This window comes from Cytophaga sp. FL35, assembly GCF_014349235.1.
GTDB lineage: Bacteria > Bacteroidota > Bacteroidia > Flavobacteriales > Flavobacteriaceae > Euzebyella.
On record NZ_JACSOH010000003.1, the window covers coordinates 256,510 to 277,027 of the forward strand.

19 protein-coding genes are annotated in these 20,518 nt (G+C 38.7%); 5 read left to right on the plus strand and 14 right to left on the minus strand.

Annotated features, from left to right (window positions below; all coding sequences use genetic code 11):
* Window positions 1-18: 18 nt before the first annotated feature.
* Window positions 19-180 (plus strand): DUF6747 family protein, encoded by a 162-nt coding sequence (locus tag BIZ36_RS21250; RefSeq protein WP_317175474.1) that lies wholly within the window; start codon window positions 19-21, stop codon window positions 178-180.
* Window positions 181-255: 75 nt separating this feature from the next.
* On the opposite strand, the gene BIZ36_RS03610 is transcribed toward BIZ36_RS21250, so the two are convergent.
* The 3 genes from BIZ36_RS03610 to BIZ36_RS03620 all read right to left on the minus strand — a co-directional run bounded on the left by BIZ36_RS03610 (window position 256) and on the right by BIZ36_RS03620 (window position 4,263).
* Complete coding sequence (locus BIZ36_RS03610; protein ID WP_187456497.1) at window positions 256-1,251, minus strand: DUF4837 family protein; 996 nt, start codon at window positions 1,249-1,251, stop codon at window positions 256-258.
* A 13-nt stretch (window positions 1,252-1,264) separates the two neighbouring features.
* On the minus strand, window positions 1,265-2,914 hold the full coding sequence (locus BIZ36_RS03615) for a LysM peptidoglycan-binding domain-containing protein (protein ID WP_187456498.1): 1,650 nt from the start codon (window positions 2,912-2,914) through the stop codon (window positions 1,265-1,267).
* A gap of 158 nt (window positions 2,915-3,072) precedes the next feature.
* Window positions 3,073-4,263, minus strand: coding sequence for a phosphoglycerate kinase (locus tag BIZ36_RS03620; protein ID WP_187456499.1), 1,191 nt, complete (start codon window positions 4,261-4,263; stop codon window positions 3,073-3,075).
* A 188-nt stretch (window positions 4,264-4,451) separates the two neighbouring features.
* Between BIZ36_RS03620 and BIZ36_RS03625 the strand changes: the two genes are divergently transcribed.
* On the plus strand, window positions 4,452-5,603 hold the full coding sequence (locus BIZ36_RS03625) for a DNA polymerase III subunit (RefSeq protein ID WP_187456500.1): 1,152 nt from the start codon (window positions 4,452-4,454) through the stop codon (window positions 5,601-5,603).
* A 56-nt stretch (window positions 5,604-5,659) separates the two neighbouring features.
* Window positions 5,660-6,058: a DoxX family membrane protein gene (locus BIZ36_RS03630; protein WP_187456501.1), complete on the plus strand. Its 399-nt coding sequence runs from the start codon at window positions 5,660-5,662 to the stop codon at window positions 6,056-6,058.
* A gap of 58 nt (window positions 6,059-6,116) precedes the next feature.
* On the opposite strand, the gene BIZ36_RS03635 is transcribed toward BIZ36_RS03630, so the two are convergent.
* The 7 genes from BIZ36_RS03635 to BIZ36_RS03665 all read right to left on the minus strand — a co-directional run bounded on the left by BIZ36_RS03635 (window position 6,117) and on the right by BIZ36_RS03665 (window position 14,627).
* Window positions 6,117-6,623: an OmpH/Skp family outer membrane protein gene (locus tag BIZ36_RS03635; protein WP_187456502.1), complete on the minus strand. Its 507-nt coding sequence runs from the start codon at window positions 6,621-6,623 to the stop codon at window positions 6,117-6,119.
* 306 nt (window positions 6,624-6,929) lie between these two features.
* Window positions 6,930-7,760 carry a class I SAM-dependent methyltransferase gene (locus BIZ36_RS03640; protein WP_187456503.1) on the minus strand — a complete coding sequence of 277 codons (831 nt, stop codon included), beginning with the start codon at window positions 7,758-7,760 and terminating at the stop codon, window positions 6,930-6,932.
* Window positions 7,738-8,289 carry a hypothetical protein gene (locus BIZ36_RS03645; protein ID WP_187456504.1) on the minus strand — a complete coding sequence of 184 codons (552 nt, stop codon included), beginning with the start codon at window positions 8,287-8,289 and terminating at the stop codon, window positions 7,738-7,740. Before BIZ36_RS03645 ends, BIZ36_RS03640 begins: the two co-directional genes overlap by 23 nt.
* Window positions 8,290-8,406: 117 nt before the next feature.
* Window positions 8,407-8,757: a hypothetical protein gene (locus tag BIZ36_RS03650; protein WP_187456505.1), complete on the minus strand. Its 351-nt coding sequence runs from the start codon at window positions 8,755-8,757 to the stop codon at window positions 8,407-8,409.
* A gap of 122 nt (window positions 8,758-8,879) precedes the next feature.
* Window positions 8,880-10,748: a tRNA uridine-5-carboxymethylaminomethyl(34) synthesis enzyme MnmG gene (gene mnmG, locus BIZ36_RS03655; protein WP_187456506.1), complete on the minus strand. Its 1,869-nt coding sequence runs from the start codon at window positions 10,746-10,748 to the stop codon at window positions 8,880-8,882.
* Between the two features lie 11 nt (window positions 10,749-10,759).
* Window positions 10,760-11,149: an rRNA maturation RNase YbeY gene (gene ybeY, locus BIZ36_RS03660; protein WP_286174542.1), complete on the minus strand. Its 390-nt coding sequence runs from the start codon at window positions 11,147-11,149 to the stop codon at window positions 10,760-10,762.
* Window positions 11,150-11,174: 25 nt separating this feature from the next.
* On the minus strand, window positions 11,175-14,627 hold the full coding sequence (locus BIZ36_RS03665; RefSeq protein WP_187456508.1) for a hypothetical protein: 3,453 nt from the start codon (window positions 14,625-14,627) through the stop codon (window positions 11,175-11,177).
* A 138-nt stretch (window positions 14,628-14,765) separates the two neighbouring features.
* Here BIZ36_RS03665 and gltX point away from each other — a divergent pair, with 138 nt between their 5' ends.
* Entirely contained in the window at window positions 14,766-16,277 is a 1,512-nt protein-coding gene (gltX, locus tag BIZ36_RS03670; RefSeq protein ID WP_187456509.1) for a glutamate--tRNA ligase, read from the plus strand.
* Between the two features lie 118 nt (window positions 16,278-16,395).
* Window positions 16,396-17,328, plus strand: coding sequence for an SPFH domain-containing protein (locus tag BIZ36_RS03675; RefSeq protein WP_187456510.1), 933 nt, complete (start codon window positions 16,396-16,398; stop codon window positions 17,326-17,328).
* A 67-nt stretch (window positions 17,329-17,395) separates the two neighbouring features.
* Here the strand turns inward: BIZ36_RS03675 and BIZ36_RS03680 are convergent, their stop codons facing one another.
* From BIZ36_RS03680 to BIZ36_RS03695, 4 genes are all read right to left on the minus strand, one after another.
* On the minus strand, window positions 17,396-17,611 hold the full coding sequence (locus BIZ36_RS03680; protein WP_187456511.1) for a DUF6327 family protein: 216 nt from the start codon (window positions 17,609-17,611) through the stop codon (window positions 17,396-17,398).
* Window positions 17,608-17,958 carry a hypothetical protein gene (locus tag BIZ36_RS03685; RefSeq protein ID WP_187456512.1) on the minus strand — a complete coding sequence of 117 codons (351 nt, stop codon included), beginning with the start codon at window positions 17,956-17,958 and terminating at the stop codon, window positions 17,608-17,610. Before BIZ36_RS03685 ends, BIZ36_RS03680 begins: the two co-directional genes overlap by 4 nt.
* A gap of 3 nt (window positions 17,959-17,961) precedes the next feature.
* A complete protein-coding gene (locus BIZ36_RS03690) occupies window positions 17,962-18,291 on the minus strand; it encodes a YtxH domain-containing protein (protein ID WP_187456513.1) in 330 nt (109 codons plus the stop codon).
* 351 nt (window positions 18,292-18,642) lie between these two features.
* Entirely contained in the window at window positions 18,643-20,325 is a 1,683-nt protein-coding gene (locus BIZ36_RS03695) for a glutamine--tRNA ligase/YqeY domain fusion protein (RefSeq protein WP_187456514.1), read from the minus strand.
* Window positions 20,326-20,518: the final 193 nt, after the last annotated feature.

Sequence of the window (20,518 nt, forward strand, 5' to 3'; positions counted from 1 at the left end):
TTTGAAGGTATGAGGAAAATGTTACTTGTCAAAGAAATCTACTTAGAAGCTTTTAAAGATTGGACTTACAGATTGCTAAAAAAATATTTCAAGGCGTACACATGGTTTTGCTTTGCTTTATTACTAATTGTAATCTATGCATTCATATATAGGCTTTCTACGGGCTTTGCGTTCGTATAAGTAGAATTTCAAAAAATGAAAAGCCCCGCACAATTGTGCGGGGCTTTTTTGTTTGCATTGTATTGCTTGATCAAATCAATTGGCCACTTGCCCAAATCGTAGGGTTTTAAGTATGGCTTCCAACTCAAATACATCATTACGTTTCTCTGTGGCAGGGGCAAAAACAAAGCCTTCCAAAACCAATTTCCTATCATTTTCTTTATCATTGAGAATATAGGTCAAAAATGGTCCCGCCATAGGATAATTTTTTATGTCCCACAGCCCACGAACTTCCACTCCCTTTAACCCACCGATCTCCGTAGGGTAAATGAAAGGGGCGTATGCAGGCTCAGTACGCATATAGGTGACTTTTCCTGCCACATCTGGCCCAGGAATATACTTTTCCCCTATAGAGTCCCTCATCGCCACTATATCCCTTACAAGCGTTTCTTGGTTGTTGAAACTGTCACCGGGCATGGAGTATGCCAAAATATTGGCGGTACCTTTATGAATTTCCCTATCTATCCAAACGAAGTTATTTTCGTGTTTGCCTACCTTATAAATGGACGGTATTTTTAACGAGATACCAAATTCATCTTCCAATACGGTGCCTCTATTTAAGGAGCGTTCAAACCTTTTCTGGGCCGCAGCAACTTCAACACTCCTAAAGGATTCAATGATTTCCGGCGCCTTATTGTTCAAGTTCTCCAATATTTCAGTATTGGTAGTGCCTTTTATCACTCCTACCCTTTGGGGAGATGCATACATATCCTTTTTAATATGGGCCAGATTTAAGGAGTCTTTAGTTACATAAAGTATGGACCTTGTGTTCCTGATCGATCCGGTAAAGAAACGTGGATCTATTTGGTCAATACTAAAGAGGGGTTCGTCCATTGGCATGCCCACGATAGGAGCAGCAAAATGTTTTCGGATACTGTCTCCCACGTGGCCTCTCCACAATTCATTGTCTACCACGGCAACCATTGAATTTATGGCTCCTGTGGATTCGGGCAAATAGCTGGTGTTCTTGTTTTCCTTACAGGAAAATAATAGGATTGTAAAAAGTAAAAGTAGTGTTCCGCTGTGTTTCATTTGTTCTGTTGATTTACGATGGACATGCGCACAATTTCAATTTTGTGCCTGGTTTTAGGTTTTTACCACTAATACCGTTCCATTTTCGTAAATTTTCAACAGTAATTCCAGGATATTTTTTTGAAATGGTCCATAAGGAATCCCCACTTTGTACCGTATGTGTCTTTGTTCCTGGAGGAAAAGACCTGGGTTGAGTAGATTTGTTTACCGTGCTCACCGCCGCCGCACCGGGTGTTCTCCTAGGAAAAATAGTCAAACGTTGACCAACTCTCAAATCATTGCTTCTAAGTCCGTTCCACCTTTTAAGTTGGCTGACACCTACACCATACCTTTCGGCAATCTTTCCAAGATAATCACCACTTCTAACCTTGTAGCGGATCCTATTTTCTTCGGCTTGCTTAACAAGTTGCGGTAAAGGGCTCTCCTTGCTTTCCAACTCCTTTTTTACATGGTTATAGATGGCTTCCTCGTTCGCCACAAATTTTCCAATGGAACTTTTAGGCAATCTTAAAGCATACTTTTTACCCTCTACAAAAGGGACCACGTTTAATTTATAGGAGGGATTTAATAGTCTAAGTTCCTCCTTGCTGACATCGACCAATTCTGATATTTGGTCAAATGTAATGAGGCTTTTTACATGAACGGTGTCCGTCTCAAAATAGGGTCGCTCCACTTTCTTGCCTCTCAATCCGTGTTCTTCCGCGTATTCAAAGATGTACATGGTTGCCAAAAATGCCGGCACATAGCCTGCCGTTTCCCTTGGAAGAAAACTACGCAGGTTCCAATAATTTTTATGACCGCCCGATCTTCTGATGGCTTTATTGACATTTCCGGGTCCAGAATTATACGCGGCCAGGGCCAAATCCCAGTCCCCATATATTTCATAAAGCTTTCCTAGAAATTCACAGGCCGCCCTTGTGGATTTGATAGGATCGCTACGCTCGTCAACATAACTAGAGACATTGAGCTTATACTGCCTCCCCGTTCCGTACATGAACTGCCATAAACCGGTGGCCCCCACCCTACTTCTAGCCCTTGGATTAAGGGCAGACTCCACTATGGAAAGATATTTCATTTCCAAAGGAATATCATGATTGTCCAATTCCTGCTCAAAGAGTGGAAAGTAAAACTGGCTTGCGGTTAGCATGCGCTCCATTAAATCCCTCTTTCTAAAGAGAAATGATTTTATAACATTTTCAAGCGAAGGGTTGTATTCTACGTTAAAAGGAGTTTTTTGGTTCAACTTGGCCAAACGAGCCTTTAGCGTATCCGTGTCCAAAGCGGTAGGATATTCCTTTTCGTACTCAAGATTGACAATTTCCCGATGCATTTCTTCTGAAAGGGATGCGTTTTGATATAATTCCTTCATCCAAAGGCTATCATATCTTGCTGCTTCCGCATGGTCCTGGAGATTGTATTTCTTCATTACCTTGTCAATGACCAAGGAAAGTCCGTCATTCATCTCACTGGAATCAACGGCCATCTCTTCCATTTGCTCCACGCCATTCAAATCCATGGCAAGCGTATCCGCTCCCACTTCTTCCTTCATGGCCAAAAGAGAGTCTCTTTGAGCCTCCTTTGCGGAATCTTTCTGCTGGGCCAAAACCGGCAACGTAAATACGGACGCAGCCAAACAAACCAAAAATTTAGTACCTGTAATCATAGTCAATAGTCTAATCTTAAGTAAGAGCTACGGTTCTAAAACCTACGGATTCAATCATATGCAAATAACATAAAGTTGCATATTTTTTGGCAAATAGAAAACAGCACAGAAATTTTTCCGGATTTTGCCGTTGCCCTCACTTATCGATAACGTGCTATCTACTCTATTATTGCAGCAATACCCGGAAGCGTTTTTCCTTCCAAACTTTCCAGCATTGCGCCACCACCAGTGGATACGTAGCTAACCTTGTCCTCAAATCCAAACTGCTTTACCGCAGCTACAGAATCTCCGCCACCAACGAGCGAAAATGCGCCGTTTTGAGTGGCCTCATCAATGTAATTTCCAACAGCTATAGTGCCCTTTGCAAAATTCTCCATTTCAAACACTCCCACAGGACCGTTCCATAAAATGGTTTTTGCCCCAAGGATAACCTCTTTAAAATTGGCCAACGTTTTAGGTCCCGCGTCCAATCCTTGCCAACCTTCAGGAATTTTGTCTACGTCCACCACCTGGGTTTCGGCATCATTTGCAAAATCATTGGCGGCCAATACATCCACGGGAATATGGACTTTTACCCCTTTGGCCTCTGCCTGTTTTAAGATATCAAGGGCCAATTCCATTTTATCGTCTTCACAAATGGAATCTCCTACGGAACCCCCCTGCGCTTTGATGAAAGTATAGGTCATTCCTCCTCCAACTATCAAGTGGTCTACTTTATCAAGGATATTTTCTATAATGGTTATTTTAGAAGAAACCTTGGCGCCTCCTAAAATGGCAAGTACGGGTTTTTCGCCTGTACGCATTACCTTTTCGATTGCGTCAATTTCCTTCGCCAAAAGGTATCCAAAGCATTTATTCTCAGGAAAAAACTCTGCCACAATGGTGGTAGATGCATGGGCACGGTGTGCTGTACCAAAGGCATCGTTCACGTAAATGTCTCCCAACTTACTTAGTTTTTCGGCAAAATCCTTGTCTCCTTTTTCTTCTTCTGAATAAAACCTTAAGTTTTCCAAAAGTAATACTTCTCCCGGCTTAAGTGCGGCAACGGCCTCTTCCGGGGTAGTACCTACGCAGTCGTCCACAAATTTCACGCCCACACCAATTACATCAGAAACTTTATTGGCAATATGCTGTAAAGAAAGTTCAGATTTCCTTTCTCCTTTTGGTCTACCCAGATGGCTCATTAAAACTGCACTTCCGCCATCTTCCAAAACCTTTATTATGGTTGGTTTGGCAGCTTCAATTCGGTTGGCATCCGTTACTTCAAATGTTTCATTTAAAGGAACATTGAAATCAACACGGATTAAGGCTTTTTTATTCTTAAAATTAAAATTGTCTATCGTTTTCATGAATAAGGTTTTAGAGAATGGCAAATGTAAATAAAAACCAGAAAGACTGGTAATGGATAAGGGTAAGTATTTGGATGTCGTTCAATAGACATTGACAAACAAGGTCGCCGCTTTGTATTGATGCTAAAGAGGTGTACACCTCTTGTTGTATACCAAAATAGCTCTGTTAAAAAAACTATCTTTGGCAAATGCTGTTCAAAGATATTTTAGGCCTTACCCATATTAAAAATCATCTGGCTACCAGTGCAGATGCCGGTAGAATTCCGCATGCCCAACTATTTGTGGGGCCCGAAGGCTCTGGCACTTTGGCCATGGCCATTGCCTATGCCCAATACATCATTTGTTCCAATTCTCAAGGTGAAAATGCGGGTGGTAACCAAGCTTGCAATTTAAAATTCAATTCCATTTCTCATCCAGATATGCATTTTGCCTTTCCAGTATCCAATTCCGATAAGGTGAAATCACATGCGGTAAGTGACCATTACATGGAAGAATGGAGGCAGTTTATTATTGAGCAACCCTACGGCAATCTTTTTGATTGGTACCGACTGATCGGAATAGAAAAAAAGCAAGGTCAAATTGGTGTGGACGAAGCACAGGATATTGTAAAAAAACTGAGCTTAAAATCCTATGAGGGCGGATTTAAGGTAATGATCATTTGGATGGCCGAAAAAATGAACACAGCTGCTGCCAATAAACTATTAAAACTTATTGAAGAGCCACCGAACAAAACAGTCTTTCTTCTTATCGCCCAAGACGAAGAGCAAATAATTCAGACCATTCTTTCGCGTTGCCAAATTCTACATTTTCCTCCTTTGGCGGAAGATGCTATCGCCAATGCCCTAATCGTAAAAGGGGTAGCACAGGAAGAAGCCATGAGAATTGCACATGAAGCCGATGGAAACTTTAATAAGGCCCTGGATTTCGTGAACAACGATTCAGAAGACCTGGTCTTTGAAAAATGGTTTGTTCAATGGGTACGAAGTGCATTTAAGGCCAAGGGCAATAAAGGTGCGATACATGAACTTCTATTGTGGAGCGATGAAGTTGCCAAAAACGGCCGCGAAACCCAAAAGAACTTTTTACAGTATTGTATAGCGGTCATGAGGCAGGCCATGCTTATAAATTTTAATGCCAAGGAGCTTGCCTTTATGCGAATACACGTAGACGGTTTTCATCTGGAAAAATTTGCACCCTTCGTTCATGAAAATAATATTCTGAGTATAGTGAAGGAATTGGAAGACGCCATTTATCACATTGAAAGAAATGGCAATTCTAAAATTATCCTTACCGATCTTTCCATTAGACTTACGAGGTTACTGCATAGAAAAGCCGCCTAGAATTTGCATTGGTCTCAATGTATTTATTAACTTTAAGTACAACCAAGAGACCGGCCATGACATATTTAGAGCATTTTTCCGCAGAAATACTTCTTCTTCTTTTTTTGATTATCGTCTTTCTACAAAGCGGAATTGATAAGATTTTTGATTGGAAGGGAAATGTTACTTGGTTAAAAGACCATTTTTCCCAAACCCCTTTACAGAAATGGGTGCCATTTCTACTCTTCACCATCTTGATATTTGAAACAGTTTCCGGTATACTTTGCGGGGTAGGCCTTTTGGAAATTATAGTATACGGAAAAGCAGAATATGCTTTTTATGGAAGTGTTCTTTCCTGTATTAGTCTTTTGATGCTTCTATTTGGTCAGCGTCTGGCAAAGGATTATGAAGGCGCCAAAAATATTGCGGTCTACTTTATTCCGGCAATCATACTTGTGTATATTTTAAGGACATAAAAAAACCTTCTCCATTTAAATTTGAAGAAGGTTTCCTAGAAATAAAAATCGTAATGATTTACTTCTTGTATTTGTCGTTCAGAATCTTTACGATTTCATCGGTTAAATCATCTGCCTCGTTACCGTACAAAACGCTTCCACCATCTCCACCACCTAAGATATACTGGTAGTTGTTGGCTTTTCCGTAGGCTTCAATCTCTTTTTTCACTTTGCTTACTACGCTATCCATTTGTGTTTGTCCGGCAGCCTGCAACTGCTGGTCTTCCATTTGAAGCTGCTGCCCGATCTGCTGACCTTTTTGCTGCATTAAACCATACTCCTCTTGTGCTTTTTGTTGAGAAAGGTTTTGTGCCTTTTGCTGAAAAGCCTGAGCCTCCATCTGAAAAGCTTGTGAAATACTGTCCCTTTTTTTGGAAAGTGCTTCGGCCTTTGTTTTAAACTCTGCCTCTACATCTATTTTCTCTTGATACTCGTCCATTAGTTTTATATTATCAACATAACCAATTTTTTGCTGTTGACAAGAAACTACTGCTAGAGCAAGTACTGCCCAAACTAAATTTTTCATTTGATCTGAATGTCTTTTAAGAATAATCTTCTTTTAATTGTTGCGCAAAAATAGAAAAGGTTTTTTAATCGCAACTTGATAAAATAAAATAGTGGGTTATCCTATGTAAGGCTGAAAAAGTAAGAACCAAGAAATATAAGATTAATTTATAATGATATAAATTTACAATTGTCGAAGTCTATACAAAACAAGGCGTTTTAAGGACTTGTAACAGGGTTTTTAGTATTCTCTTTACATGTTACTCTCGCACTCTAAAAACATCCTTAAATGGCGGGAAAGAGCTTAATTAGGTAAGAACAATTCATTTTACAACTTGCGAAGTATATATATAGCCGAAGAAAACTCTCCAGTTAGCAAACCCATTATATTGGAACGCGTTCCGATATAAAATGCCCTCAAAAAATTTTGTTTGCCCGTTTTATACTTCTCAGATAAAAGAGAAACATAAAAAGCATCAAACCACATGGGTTTTCTTTTTATTAAACCGAATCCATGCTTTGCAAAAATCTCCTTAATAGCATTAGAAGAAAAATGCCATAGGTGTCTTGGCACATCATAGGCCGCCCAAAATTCTTGATAGTGGTCTGCGTCAAAAGATTTGAAATTGGGAACGGCTATAACCAACGTACCATTTTCTTCTAATAGTAAGTTGAGCTTTTCTATATCTGATTCCAAATTGGGTAAATGTTCCAGCACATGCCAAAGGGTAATAACTTGAAACTTTTGTCCTTTTACATCTTCCAAGGATGAAACCAATTCTACCTTTTTTTCCCTTGATTTTAACCTGGCGTCCAAACTTGGTTCCACCCCATTTACAAACCAACCGGTATTTTTAGCTTGAACCAAAAAATCACCGGTTCCAGCTCCTACGTCCAATAAAGACTTATTCTTATTGTGTACGAATCTAGCAATCATCCGCACCTTCACCCATAGGCTAAACTTTTTGACTGCTTGATATAATTTTTCGGTAAAAGTACGGTCGGCATCGGAATGAGAAATGTAGGACGCACTTTGGTAATATGATTCTAATTCCTCTGGTCGTGGATGGGTCTTCAACATATCCAATTCTTCATCATGGACCAATTGAAATTTCTCTCCGCTAACTGAAAAATCTTCAGTCTCTAAATAAAGTTTCATTATAGTTGTGGGTGGTCAGGTATTCATCTTTTAAAGCTCGAAGATATGCTAAAACAGATTCTTTTGAAAATGAATCTTTCATTAAACAATCAGTTTGCATATCACTATAGACCTCTTTAGCTATGTACCATCTGTCCTTCCTAATAATTTCTTCAGCAGGGACAAATTCTTCGTTATCTTCTAAAGCCAATGCCCTACTAACGGCTACATTAAAAATTGTCGGGGCCAAGTTCAACGTTTTATTTGGTATTGACACCTCATAAAACGCAAAATAATACTGATCCTGACCTATTATGAAAGGAACATCGTCTTGCACATTGAACCCTTTTAATTGAAATTTTGTGTTGACGTAGTCATAAAACTCATTCGCTTTTTTAGGGTCTTCAAAAACAAAAAAGTTTCTTTTTGATAGACCTTTCTTAAATCGCTTCCCCTTAGTAACCTTATAATCTTTAATTGAAGGAGCTACACGAACAGGAATACAAGATGAAATGACAAAAACGAATAAAATAGCAAATAAAGATTTCATCACGGATATGTAATAGTTTCTCTTTATTGAAGCAAAAAACAGACCAAAATAATGTCCAAGGACCAAAAAATAGAGTAGGAATATTTTAAAATAAAACTATTTGTTCCACGTGGAACACTATACCGATTTATCTATAAATTCTACTTCGAGTAAATGAGAAACTGCAGCTCCTTTTGACCTTGCAAAGGACAAATTATGTGTTCTTAATAAGGTAAAATGTCTATTTCCACTAAACGCCCTAACAACATAGCCGTCATTTTTGGTCTTGTTACCTACTGCGGCAACGGGTCCCCAATCTGAATTCTTCCATGAACGAACAGGAAAAACTGAGATATAATCGGGAGCATTCAAATCTAGATTTGCCCCCCAAACAGGAGTGCCAAATATCCTTAATAAACGCCTAGATTCCGTCTTTTTAATTAAAAAAGCATTGGAATAACCCACCAGAAAAAGTCCTAATGCAGACATAAAAACAAGTTGAGCCCATGGCGCATTATGATTAAAAAGATAGTAAACGGTCAAAAACAAAAGGAAAAAACCTATTAAAATAGCCACTAACGGTTTTTTCTGAACCAATAAAACCCCTTCCATTACCTACCTAAATGAACAAGTAAAACACTAATGTCCGAAGGGTTTACCCCACTAACCCTAGAAGCCTGGGCAATGGTTACCGGTTGAATCGCATTAAGCTTCTCTCTAGCCTCAAATGAAAGTGATTTAAGTTGAGAATAATCAAATTGTGAAGGAATTCTAACGTTCTCAAGTCTTTGCAATTTATCCGCATTGGCTTTTTCTTTCTCTATATAACCCGAATACTTAACTTGAATTTCGGTTTGTTCCAACACCTCGGTATCCAATTCATTTGAATGAACAAATGAAGCCACCTTATCAAGTTGTAGCATATGGTCCATAGTCACCTGTGGCCTTGAAAAAACCTTGAACATCTTATCTGGTTGTTTGACAAAGGACGATTCCACCTTTTCCAAAATTGGGTTTATTTCCTCTGGAACGAAACTGGTTTCTTTAAAAAACTCTAGGAATTTGGCGGATTTGGATTGCTTATCTTCCATCCTTTTCAACCTTTCCTTAGTAGCTAGACCCAAATCAAAACTTCTTGGCGTTAATCGCAAATCGGCATTATCCTGCCTTAAAAGTGTTCTATATTCTGCGCGAGAAGTGAACATTCGATAAGGTTCTTCAGTACCTTTTGTGATTAAATCGTCTATCAAAACACCAATATATGCCTCGTCCCTTTGCAAAACGAAAGGCTCTTTTTCATTAATCTTTAAGTGAGCATTGATGCCTGCCATCAAACCTTGTGAAGCTGCTTCCTCATATCCCGTAGTACCATTGATCTGACCAGCAAAATAGAGATTCTCCACCAACTTAGTTTCCAAGGTATGCTTAAGCTGTGTTGGAGGAAAATAATCATATTCGATAGCATATCCAGGTCTAAAAAACTTAACGTTTTCAAAACCCTTTACGGATTTTAAGGCATTGAATTGAATGTCTTCCGGTAGTGAAGTTGAGAATCCATTCACATAGACCTCTACCGTATCCCAACCCTCGGGTTCTACAAAAATTTGATGGCTATCTTTATCTGCAAACCTATTAATTTTGTCTTCAATACTGGGACAATATCTAGGGCCTAAACTTTTTATTCGACCATTGAACATTGGAGAACGATCAAACCCTTCACGAAGCAAATCATGAACCTCCAGGCTAGTATGAGTCATGTAACAATCCCTTTGGTTTTTTAGAACGGGTGTGTTTAAATAAGAAAATTTCTCCGGCCTTTTATCGCCAGGTTGAGGAATCATAACGGAATAATCAAGACTTCTGCCATCCACTCTAGGTGGTGTGCCGGTCTTCATCCTACCAGACTCAAAACCCAAGGCCTTCAACTCTTCCGTAATACCAGTCGCAGCTCTCTCTCCTGCTCTACCGCCTCCGAATTGTTTCTCTCCAATATGAATAAGCCCGTTTAAAAAAGTCCCATTAGTAAGCACCACAGATTTAGACCTGATTTCAATGCCCAAAGATGTTCTAACTCCAACAATTTTGTCCCCATCAATAACAAGTCCACCAACCATTTCCTGATAGAAGTCCAAATTGGGAATTCCCTCCAGAGCTAAACGCCATTCTTCTGCAAAACGCATACGGTCATTCTGCGCACGTGGACTCCACATAGCAGGCCCTTTAGATTTATTCAACATTTTAAACTGTATAGCGGACTTGTCGCTAATAATACCGCTATAACCACCCAGGGCATCAATTTCACGAACAATTTGCCCCTTGGCAATACCGCCCATAGCCGGATTACAGGACATTTGCCCGATAGTTTGAAGATTCATGGTAACCAACAAGGTTTTTGAACCCAAATTAGCGGCAGCGGCAGCGGCTTCAGCTCCGGCATGGCCACCTCCAACAACTATAACATCATATACGTCTTGAAACATATCAACCACATTTATTTAGAATGTTCCACGTGGAACATTCCAATTTTCTCATTCTCTTTTTGTCGCATGAGTAATGCGTCCTTTTCCGATTTATCCTTATACCCCAACAAATGTAAAACTCCGTGGGCCATCACTCTTTTTAACTCCATGTGAAATTCTACATCAAAATCATGGGCATTATCTTCTACCCTATCAAGGGATATAAAAACATCCCCACTAATACTGTTTCCTTCGCAATAATCGAACGTAATAATATCAGTATAGGTATCGTGCTGTAAATATTTCATATTGATATCCCATAGATAATCGTCGTCACAAAAAATAAACGTAATGGGTCCGACGACCTTATTCTCCGAAGAGATTATCCTACTTACCCAATCGGAATACTTGGTTGTATCCAATTCCAAAATTGATTCAAAATGAAATTCAATCATCGCCTTTAAAATACTCCTTTACCTTATTTTGGTAATTTTGGCGCAAAGGTAATGCTTGTCTGTTTAAAATCTCTATATCATTGTTATAGTTATCTAAAAACGAAGGTTTGGAAATAATAGGATTAACAAACGATTCTCTTCCAGTATTACTTTCTCTTTCTGATTTGTTACCCTGTTTTAAATCAGCATTCTCCAGTTTTAATAATTGATGTTGAATCTGATTGATACGATCAAGATTTCTTGTTGTAATACCGTTTTCCAACAAATCATTTTCAAATGTTTCCATTTGGCGTGCCAGTTTTTCACCTAGCTTTCTATCCTCGTCATTTATCATATTACGTAACTGTTCCTCCAGCTTTTGCCTAATCATTTGTTGTTCTTTATAAATCTGGTAGATTTCATTCAACTCAGATTCGCTTATTCCTTGTTGACCCCTCCCCTCACCGTTACCATCTGAGGTAGATTCATTTTTCCCGCTATTTCCTTTTCCATCACCTTCTCCTGCACCACCTTCCCCCTTTTGCCCACTTAAACCATTTTTAGAATCTTGTCCATCGGCACCCTTGCCCTTTTCTCCATTTTCACCACTAGAACCAGAAGACTTACCCTCCCCCTTGTTGTTTTGACCGGACATCCTCTCTTGTAAATCCTTTTGGCTTTTAATAATATCCGGCAATTGAAAACCTTGGCCTTCACCCTGTCCTTTTCCTTGACCGGACATCATACTTTGATTCATATTATCGAGAATTCTTGCTAGAAAATCGGCCAAACTATTACTAGCGTTTAAAACGTATTTCTGATAAGAAGCACCTTGATAAATTTGATTTTCAGCAATACTTTCAAGGGATTTATCAATGTTATAGTACACCTCGGTTATCTGTTCATTTACAAATTCCGAAATTTCAGCCCTACGCAGAGATAAAGAAAAAATACTATCGTCTACATGTTCAAATAACTCTCTTAAGCCTTGCTGGTCCTTAATGCTATTGGAAAATTGAGGACTATCACTATCTACACCCTCAAGTCTATCATATAGACTTTCTTGTTTAAAGGAAAAGGTAATTAGGTTATCAAGAATTTGCCGTAACATTTCAGCATCTTCGGCATCTGTTGATTCGCCACTTGTAGAAGATGACTGACTCAAACTTTTAGCCATTTCCTCCATTTTATCAGCAGCTGATTTTTGCCTCTTGCTGGCCTTCTTTAGTTTATCCTCTTGATCGGTACCCTCATTACCTTGTTCTATTACTTCGTGCTTTTGAAGTTCTTCCAATGCGCTCTTCTGATCCTCTTTTACACCTTCTATATCCTTATCGCTAACCTTAATGTTAAGAGGCTTATTCAATCTATTATTATCCTCTTCTAACTCATTTAATTCCTTTTCAACATCCTCAAAATCCTCATTAAGGCCTTTTTGCTCCTTAAAATTCAAATCATCCTCTAACCCCGTATTAGACAAATTCACTTGACGCTCAGAAAGCTTATGGAGTTCATCACTTAGCTGTTGTGCTTTCTCTTCGGCATAGTATCTTTTCATCAACTCAACCAACTGCTCAAGGTTACGATCACTACTTTGCTGTTTCTTGGCGATATCTTCTAACCTTTTGGTTAATTCCTCTTTTTGTATTTTGTTGGCAATCTTATCCAATTCTTCTAACAATTGCTGATTCTTCTTAGCTTCTAATTCCTGCCTCTCCAATCGTTCTTTCAGCATTTGTTTCATTAGATCATTCCTATCACTTTTTTCTAGGTTATCCTTTAACTGTTCACTAAATTTTTCCATCTGTGCCTCTTGCTGCTGCTGTCGCCTTAGGAAATCTTTAACCTCTGATTGGTCATTAAAATTCAACTTCGTTTTCTCCTTTTGTCCCTCGCTTAATTCTTTTAAATTTTCGAATTCTTCTCTAGATTGTTTAAGTGATCCATCCAAACTCTTAATAAGATTTTCCTGGACTTCTAACTCTCTTTTATTCAAATCTGATTCGTCTAGTAAACCCATACTGAAAACCTGACTTTTCACAATTTTCCCACCCCTTAAACCGTCATTATCCTTTACGGTAAAATAAAGGTCATATACTTTGCCATTATCCAAATCCAATCCCGAAGGAAACGTATAATAAAACTCCTCGTAATTGGAATTGGGCGTACTAATATTCAGGGTTCTAACAAGATCAGGATTTTCAGTTGGGTAATACACCAATTTAACCTCTCTAACCTTGTAATCATCACCAACCTCACCGGCATAATATGCAATGTTAGGATTAAGCGAATCCAACATTTGATTAACCCTTATCGTAGGAGAAGCATCTTTGATAACATTCAGATTGTAAGACAATTTTTCAAAATCCTGCACACCAACATTAGAAGAGCTTATCTCATAATACAAATTAGCATACACCTTCTGTTGTAATTGAAACTGATTACTGACATGGAGAAAATTAAAGACGGTATCCTTGGTTATCAACTCAACCTGATCGGTATTGACCGTCTCAACATTCCAAACTACCGTTGTTCCCTCTGGAATAGTAGCATTACCGGTAGCACTTATTTTTTCGTTTTTCTTATTTAAATAATCGGGATAATTAAGGTCGAGATAAAAATCACTTATTATTGGAGTCTTCACCACCGAAAGTTGGTATTCTTTGGAGATCACGGAAGCAGTAACAAATTCAAAAACACTTGAAGTTAACGGGGGTTGAAAAGTATATTCATACCTACCGTTATTTTTTTTCATTAAATAGTCTTCCCCATTTACCTTGATCCAAATCTGTTCTGGTTGCATTTCGCCAATAGTGCTAACAACCACCGTAAAAGACTCATTATCCAATGTTTCCAGACTGTCATTCATCAAAAGAAATCTATATGGTGCTGGTGGTTCATAAGCTAGCCTGTAATTTACCACCCTATCTACAGACCCAAAAAAACTAGAAAAATTACCTGATACATACACTACTACTAGCACAAGAACAGGTACTATTAGATACTTTAAATAAGAAACACTTTCCTTAAAATTAATAGCATTGGAGAATGGAACCGGACTCAATCTATGGGCTCGCTGTTCAATACTTGCAACTACAAGTTCTGTTTGACTACCGTTACCTGCTAAATCTAACAGATTGGAAAGCTTGTCCCCTACTTCCGGAAAATGTTTTCCTATCAAAACCGAAGCATCTTTATTAGAGATACCCTTTTTCAACTTAAAAAGATAAAATAGCGGCACCAGCACAAAACGATACAACAATACAGCTTGAGCCAACCCGAACAATACTAGAAGTATGAGACGCCCAGTAGAACCAAGCCAAAGAAAATACTCCACAGAAGTTACCAATAAGAAAATAGCTAAGCCGAAAGCGCCAAATAGAATCACACCAGTAAGAAGCATCTTTGTGTAGTACTTTTTACTGAACTCGTTAAGCTTTTCTACTATTCTATTATAACCATCCATATACTAACAAAGATAGGCAAAAACCTAGCCACCCTTTTGAAGATCAACACCTTGAAATGTCAAGCCAAAATTTTTAATCAATGTAACCCTTCCTAAGTGTATAAATCAATGTTTATCTTTGCCGCTCAAAACAGAGTTATGGCCCAAAAAATAAGAGTACGCTTCGCCCCTAGCCCAACTGGGCCTTTGCATATTGGTGGTTTAAGAACTGCATTGTTCAACTATCTCTTTGCCAAGAAAAATGGAGGGGATTTTATTCTACGTATTGAGGATACAGACCAAAACAGATTTGTTGAAGGTGCCGAAGATTATATTATAGCTTCTTTGAATTGGTGCAATATTCCGTTTGATGAGGGCCCGGGTAAGGATGGAGGATTTGGTCCATACCGCCAAAGTGAACGAAAGCATCTATATAAAAAATATGCCGAGGATTTAATTGCGAATGGAAAGGCCTATTATGCCTTTGATACTCCCGATAGCTTGGACAGCCATAGAAAAGCACATGAGGCAGCAGGAAAAACATTTATTTACAACTGGCATAACCGCTTGAAGTTAGAAAATTCCCTGACTATATCCGAAGAGGAGCTAAAAGAAAAACTAGATTCCGGGCAGGATTATGTAATTCGTTTCCTGACACCTGAAAACAAGAAATTACAACTTCAGGATACTATACGCGGATCCATTGAAATAGACACCAACACCCTTGATGACAAGGTTCTTTTTAAGAGCGATGGAATGCCTACCTATCACTTGGCTAATATAGTCGATGACCACTTAATGGAAATCAGCCATGTTATCCGTGGTGAAGAATGGCTTCCTTCACTGGCCTTACATCAACAATTGTATGATGCCTTTGGATGGCAAGCGCCCCAATTTGCGCACCTCCCCTTGATAATGAAGCCAGTAGGAAAAGGTAAATTAAGCAAGCGTGATGGTGAAAAAATGGGCTTTCCCGTATTTCCATTGACTTGGAAAGAATCTATTGGTTACCGGGAAGAAGGGTTCTTTCCAGAAGCTGTAGTCAACTTTTTGGCTCTTTTGGGGTGGAATCCTGGAACGGAACAAGAAATTTTTAGTCTGGAGGAGTTGGTCCAAGCTTTTTCCTTGGAGCGGGTAAATAAATCAGGGGCTCGATTTGACCCGGACAAGAACAAATGGTACAATCAGCATTACTTGCAGGAGGCATCCAACGCCAGCTTGGCAAATTCTTTTCAAGAACAGGTTTTAACCAAACAAAATTTGAAAACTGAATTTTCTATGAAATATGTAGAAAAAGTGGTTTCCCTCATTAAAGAAAGAGCCACCTTTGTGAGCGATTTTTGGGAGCTTTCAGACTATTTCTTTGTTTCTCCTAGTTCCTATGCCGAAAAGGCGGTAAAAAAGCAATGGAAAGAAGATACACCTAAAATTTTAAATGAAGTAAAGTCCTTGCTTGAAAACCAAGACAACTTTAGCTCCCAACATATAGAGGCTGTAGTCAAAGACTGGATCAAAGAAAAAGAGCTTTCGTTTGGGAAAGTAATGCCGCCTTTGCGATTGGTAATTGTAGGTGATATGAAAGGACCTCACCTATTTGATATCATGGCCATGATAGGAAAAAAGGAAAGTGTTGACAGAATCGAAAATGCCCTAGCAACCCTTTCCCAATAAGGGTTACGGCGTTTTTTGTTTTTTGACCCTATTCCTTTGTTGTAACAAAAAGAGGACTTTACATACACATTAGGTAAAGTCTTACTATCTTCATTTGTACAACTAAAAACTTTATATCATGGGTTCATACCTTTTAATTCCTATTCTATTTTTCGGACTCGTCATTCTGTTTTCCTCATTCTTCATAGTAAAACAGCAGACTGCAGTGGCTATTGAACGCTTTGGAAAATTTCAAAGCATACGCAGCTCCGGTCTTCAAATGAAAATTCCGCTAGTAGACCGAATTGCCGGTAGGCTAAGCTTAAAAATTCAGCAACTGGATGTTATTGTTGAGACCAAAACGCTGGATGATGTTTTTGTAAAACTAAAAATTTCAGTTCAGTACGTAGTGTTAAAAGACAAGGTCTACGAGGCATTCTACAAATTGGAATACCCCCATGAACAGATAACTTCTTACGTATTTGATGTAGTGCGCGCCGAGGTTCCAAAAATGAAATTGGATGACGTTTTCGTAAAGAAGGATGACATCGCCATAGCAGTGAAAACAGAACTTCAAGAGGCTATGTTTGAATATGGTTTTGACATCATCAAAACTCTGGTAACTGATATTGATCCAGATCCACAGGTTAAAAATGCCATGAACCGAATTAATGCCTCCGAAAGGGAAAAAATTGCGGCACAATTTGAAGGGGACGCCGCACGTATCCTGATTGTTGAAAAAGCAAAGGCAGAAGCAGAAAGCAAGCGACTACAAGGACAAGGTATTGCCGACCAAAGAAGGGAAATTGCCCGTGGTCTGGAAGAATCGGTTGAAGTTTTGAACAAAGTTGGCATCAACTCCCAAGAAGCATCTGCCCTTATCGTAGTTACACAGCACTATGATACCCTGCAAGCCATTGGTGAAGAAACCAATACCAATTTAATTCTTTTGCCTAATTCGCCACAAGCAGGAAGTGATATGCTAAACAATATGGTAGCCTCCTTCACTGCAAGTAATATGATCGGTGAAAAAATGAAAGAAACCAATAAGAAAAAGGGTCAAGACGACTAAAACATTGACTACTATCCATAAAAAAGCCCGGAAGACCGGGCTTTCTCTTTATAAACAATTCTCTAAACTAACTAAATTTCTTCATGACTTTTCCAGCAACAAAAGAGATGACAAGTTTTTGAATCACCCCTCCTATTCCACCTATTAAGTTTGTGGGATAAAAGCTAGCCTTGGTATTGTTAAAGTTCAGCTTTAAATTCTCCCTCTCAATATCTTGTTGGAGCTTTAAAATTTTTAGGTCTTGGTCTATTTCTTTAAAAGAGGTGTACTTTTTGGGAATCATATCTCGTCAAAATAAAATTCAGAAAACTTTTTCAACAATGGTTTTTGAAGTTTATCCCTAAGCAAATACAGGATAACTCCAAATAAAATATAGCAACAACCTATTGCCAAAAAACCGAGGGCTTCACTATTAAGGGCTTCGCCAACCCAGAAGGCGGCACTCGCCGATAAAAATAGAAGGGCTAGAACCAACATAGTCGAAACAGAAGCAATTTTGGCAAAAACCACAATTGCCTTCATCATCACCTTGAACCCCTTTAGTTTATAATACTTATGACTATTCTCTAAATAGGATTTTGCGCTTGCTTCCGCTTCGACTAGATTTTCCTTTATTTCTTCAAAAGCCATATATTACTTTTGGAGTTGGGCATTCTTTTTTCTTAAGTCTTCCAACTTTTTCTCCAAGGTCATAATGATATCATCAGCCTTGTAGCTCATATTAGAAATGGTATCCTCCAGCTTTTGCTCAAAATCAACCTTTTTCTCTTCTGCCGTTTTAGTAAGCTCATCGGCAGCCTGACTAATTCTTTTGGTTAAATCTTCCTTAGTCTTGTTAGCATTCTTCTTTATTTTCTTTCTGGTTTTTTCTCCTTTGTCCGGGGCATATAATATTCCAGCACCGGCACCTATGATAGCTCCTGTTAAAACGGCCAATAAAACATTTCCACTATTGTTTGACATAATTGTTACTTTTTAGATGAATACTGATTTCACTTTAGGTATCAGTTACTTTAACCTTAAAGCACTAAATTATGACCGATGAATTGCAAGACTTGCCCCAATCGGAGTAAAAATTGACTTTAGCCAATAATTAAGAGGAATTTAACCGTTTTAAGCCCCTACAGAGAGGAAAAAGGAAACACTGATAAAAGAGTATTGCTGAATTTTATAAAACGCTCAAATCGCTTTAAAATAATCCATTTTCAATAGAAAACATCTATTTTTAAACATTTTTGTAATTATTTTAAACAATAATTAGAAAATCGTATTAGATATGTATTTAGAAATAGTAAAACCTTATATCAATAAGTTCTACTTAGATTCTATTTTTGCCCACGTATCCCGTAATCCTACCGTCTTATTGAAAACAATTTTTTCGGTTGTTGAATCAGGATCTACACAAAAGTAGCCCATACGCTGAAATTGCATTCTATCACCAACCTCCACATCTTTTAAACCAGGTTCAACATAGGCCGTTATGGTCTCCAAGGAATCTGGATTAAGGTAATCCATGAAATCCTTATCCTTTTGGGTGTCTGGACTTTCATGTGTAAATAGACGATCGTACAGACGAACCTCTGCTTCAAGCGCATGCTTAACGGATACCCAATGTAAGGTTCCTTTTACTTTTCTTAAGCTTTCTTCGGTTCCACTTCCGCTCTTACTTTTAGGATCATACGTACATTGCACCTCTATAATATTCCCTTCGGAATCTTTTGTGCAGCTTTCGGCCTTAATAATATAACCAGATTTAAGCCGTACCTCTCCTCCTATTTTTAAACGGAAGAACTTACGGTTCGCTTCTTCCCTAAAATCTTCTTGTTCAATATAAATATCCCTAGATAATGGTATTTGTCTAGTACCTGCAGATTCATCCTCAGGGTTGTTCTCTATATCCAACCATTCCTCCTTGCCTTCCTCATAATTGGTAAGAACCACTTTAAGCGGATTCAATACCCCCATTACCCTGGGCGCGGTTTTATTTAGGTCTTCCCTAGCATGAAATTCCAACAAAGAGACATCGATAAGGTTCTCTCTTTTTGCTATACCGATGGTATCTGCAAAATTACGGATGGAATTAGGGGTGTAACCTCTCCTTCTCAATCCAGAAATTGTGGGCATACGCGGATCGTCCCAACCGTTCACGACTCCGGACTCGACCAACTGTAACAATTTTCTTTTGCTGACAACGGTATGACTTAAGTTTCTTCGGGCAAATTCGCGCTGTTTGGGCCTTAATTTATTGGACTCCACCACTTGGTCCAAAAACCAATCATACAATTCCCTGTGCATTGCAAACTCCAATGTACATAAGGAATGTGAAACCTGCTCAATGTAATCACTTTCCCCATGGGTCCAATCATACATTGGATAAATACACCAATCGGTATTAGTTCTGTGGTGAGCCTTATGTAACACTCGGTACATTATTGGGTCGCGCATCAACATATTTGAGGAAGTCATATCAATTTTAGCCCGCAGGACATGGGATCCTTCTTTATGCTTTCCTTCCTTCATCTCCAGAAAAAGGTCCATATTCTCCTCTACACTTCTATTTCTATAGGGGCTCTCGATTCCTGGTTGGGTTGGCGTTCCTTTTTGCGAAGCCATCTCCTCCGAAGACTGACTATCCACATACGCTTTTCCCTGATTAATTAGTACAACTGCCCAATCATAGAGTTGTTGGAAATAATCAGACGCATACCTTTCGGTATCCCATGTAAAACCTAACCATTCCACATCCCGTTTAATGGCATCTACATACTCCTGTTCCTCCTTTGCGGGATTGGTGTCATCAAACCTTAAATTAACAGGTGCATTGTATCGTAAACCCAGACCAAAATTGAGACATATGGAACTGGCATGACCAATATGCAAATATCCATTGGGTTCCGGAGGGAATCTAAAACGCAATTGTTCCTTGGAATAACCCTTTTTTAGGTCTTCTTCAATGATGTGTTCTATAAAATTTAAGGACTCTACAGCCTCTCCCATAACAGAAAATTTAAAGCCACAAAGGTAGTTAAAATGCCAAAAAATTGGATAAAAGTTCTATTCAATCCTACAAAATACAAGGTTTTCACAACACAATTAGGGCTTGATACAACATTAAATTCCTCACGCGTGTATTAAGTAGCATATTTGTTTATCGTCGTTGTTCAAACCCCAAATCTGACATCGAACGTGT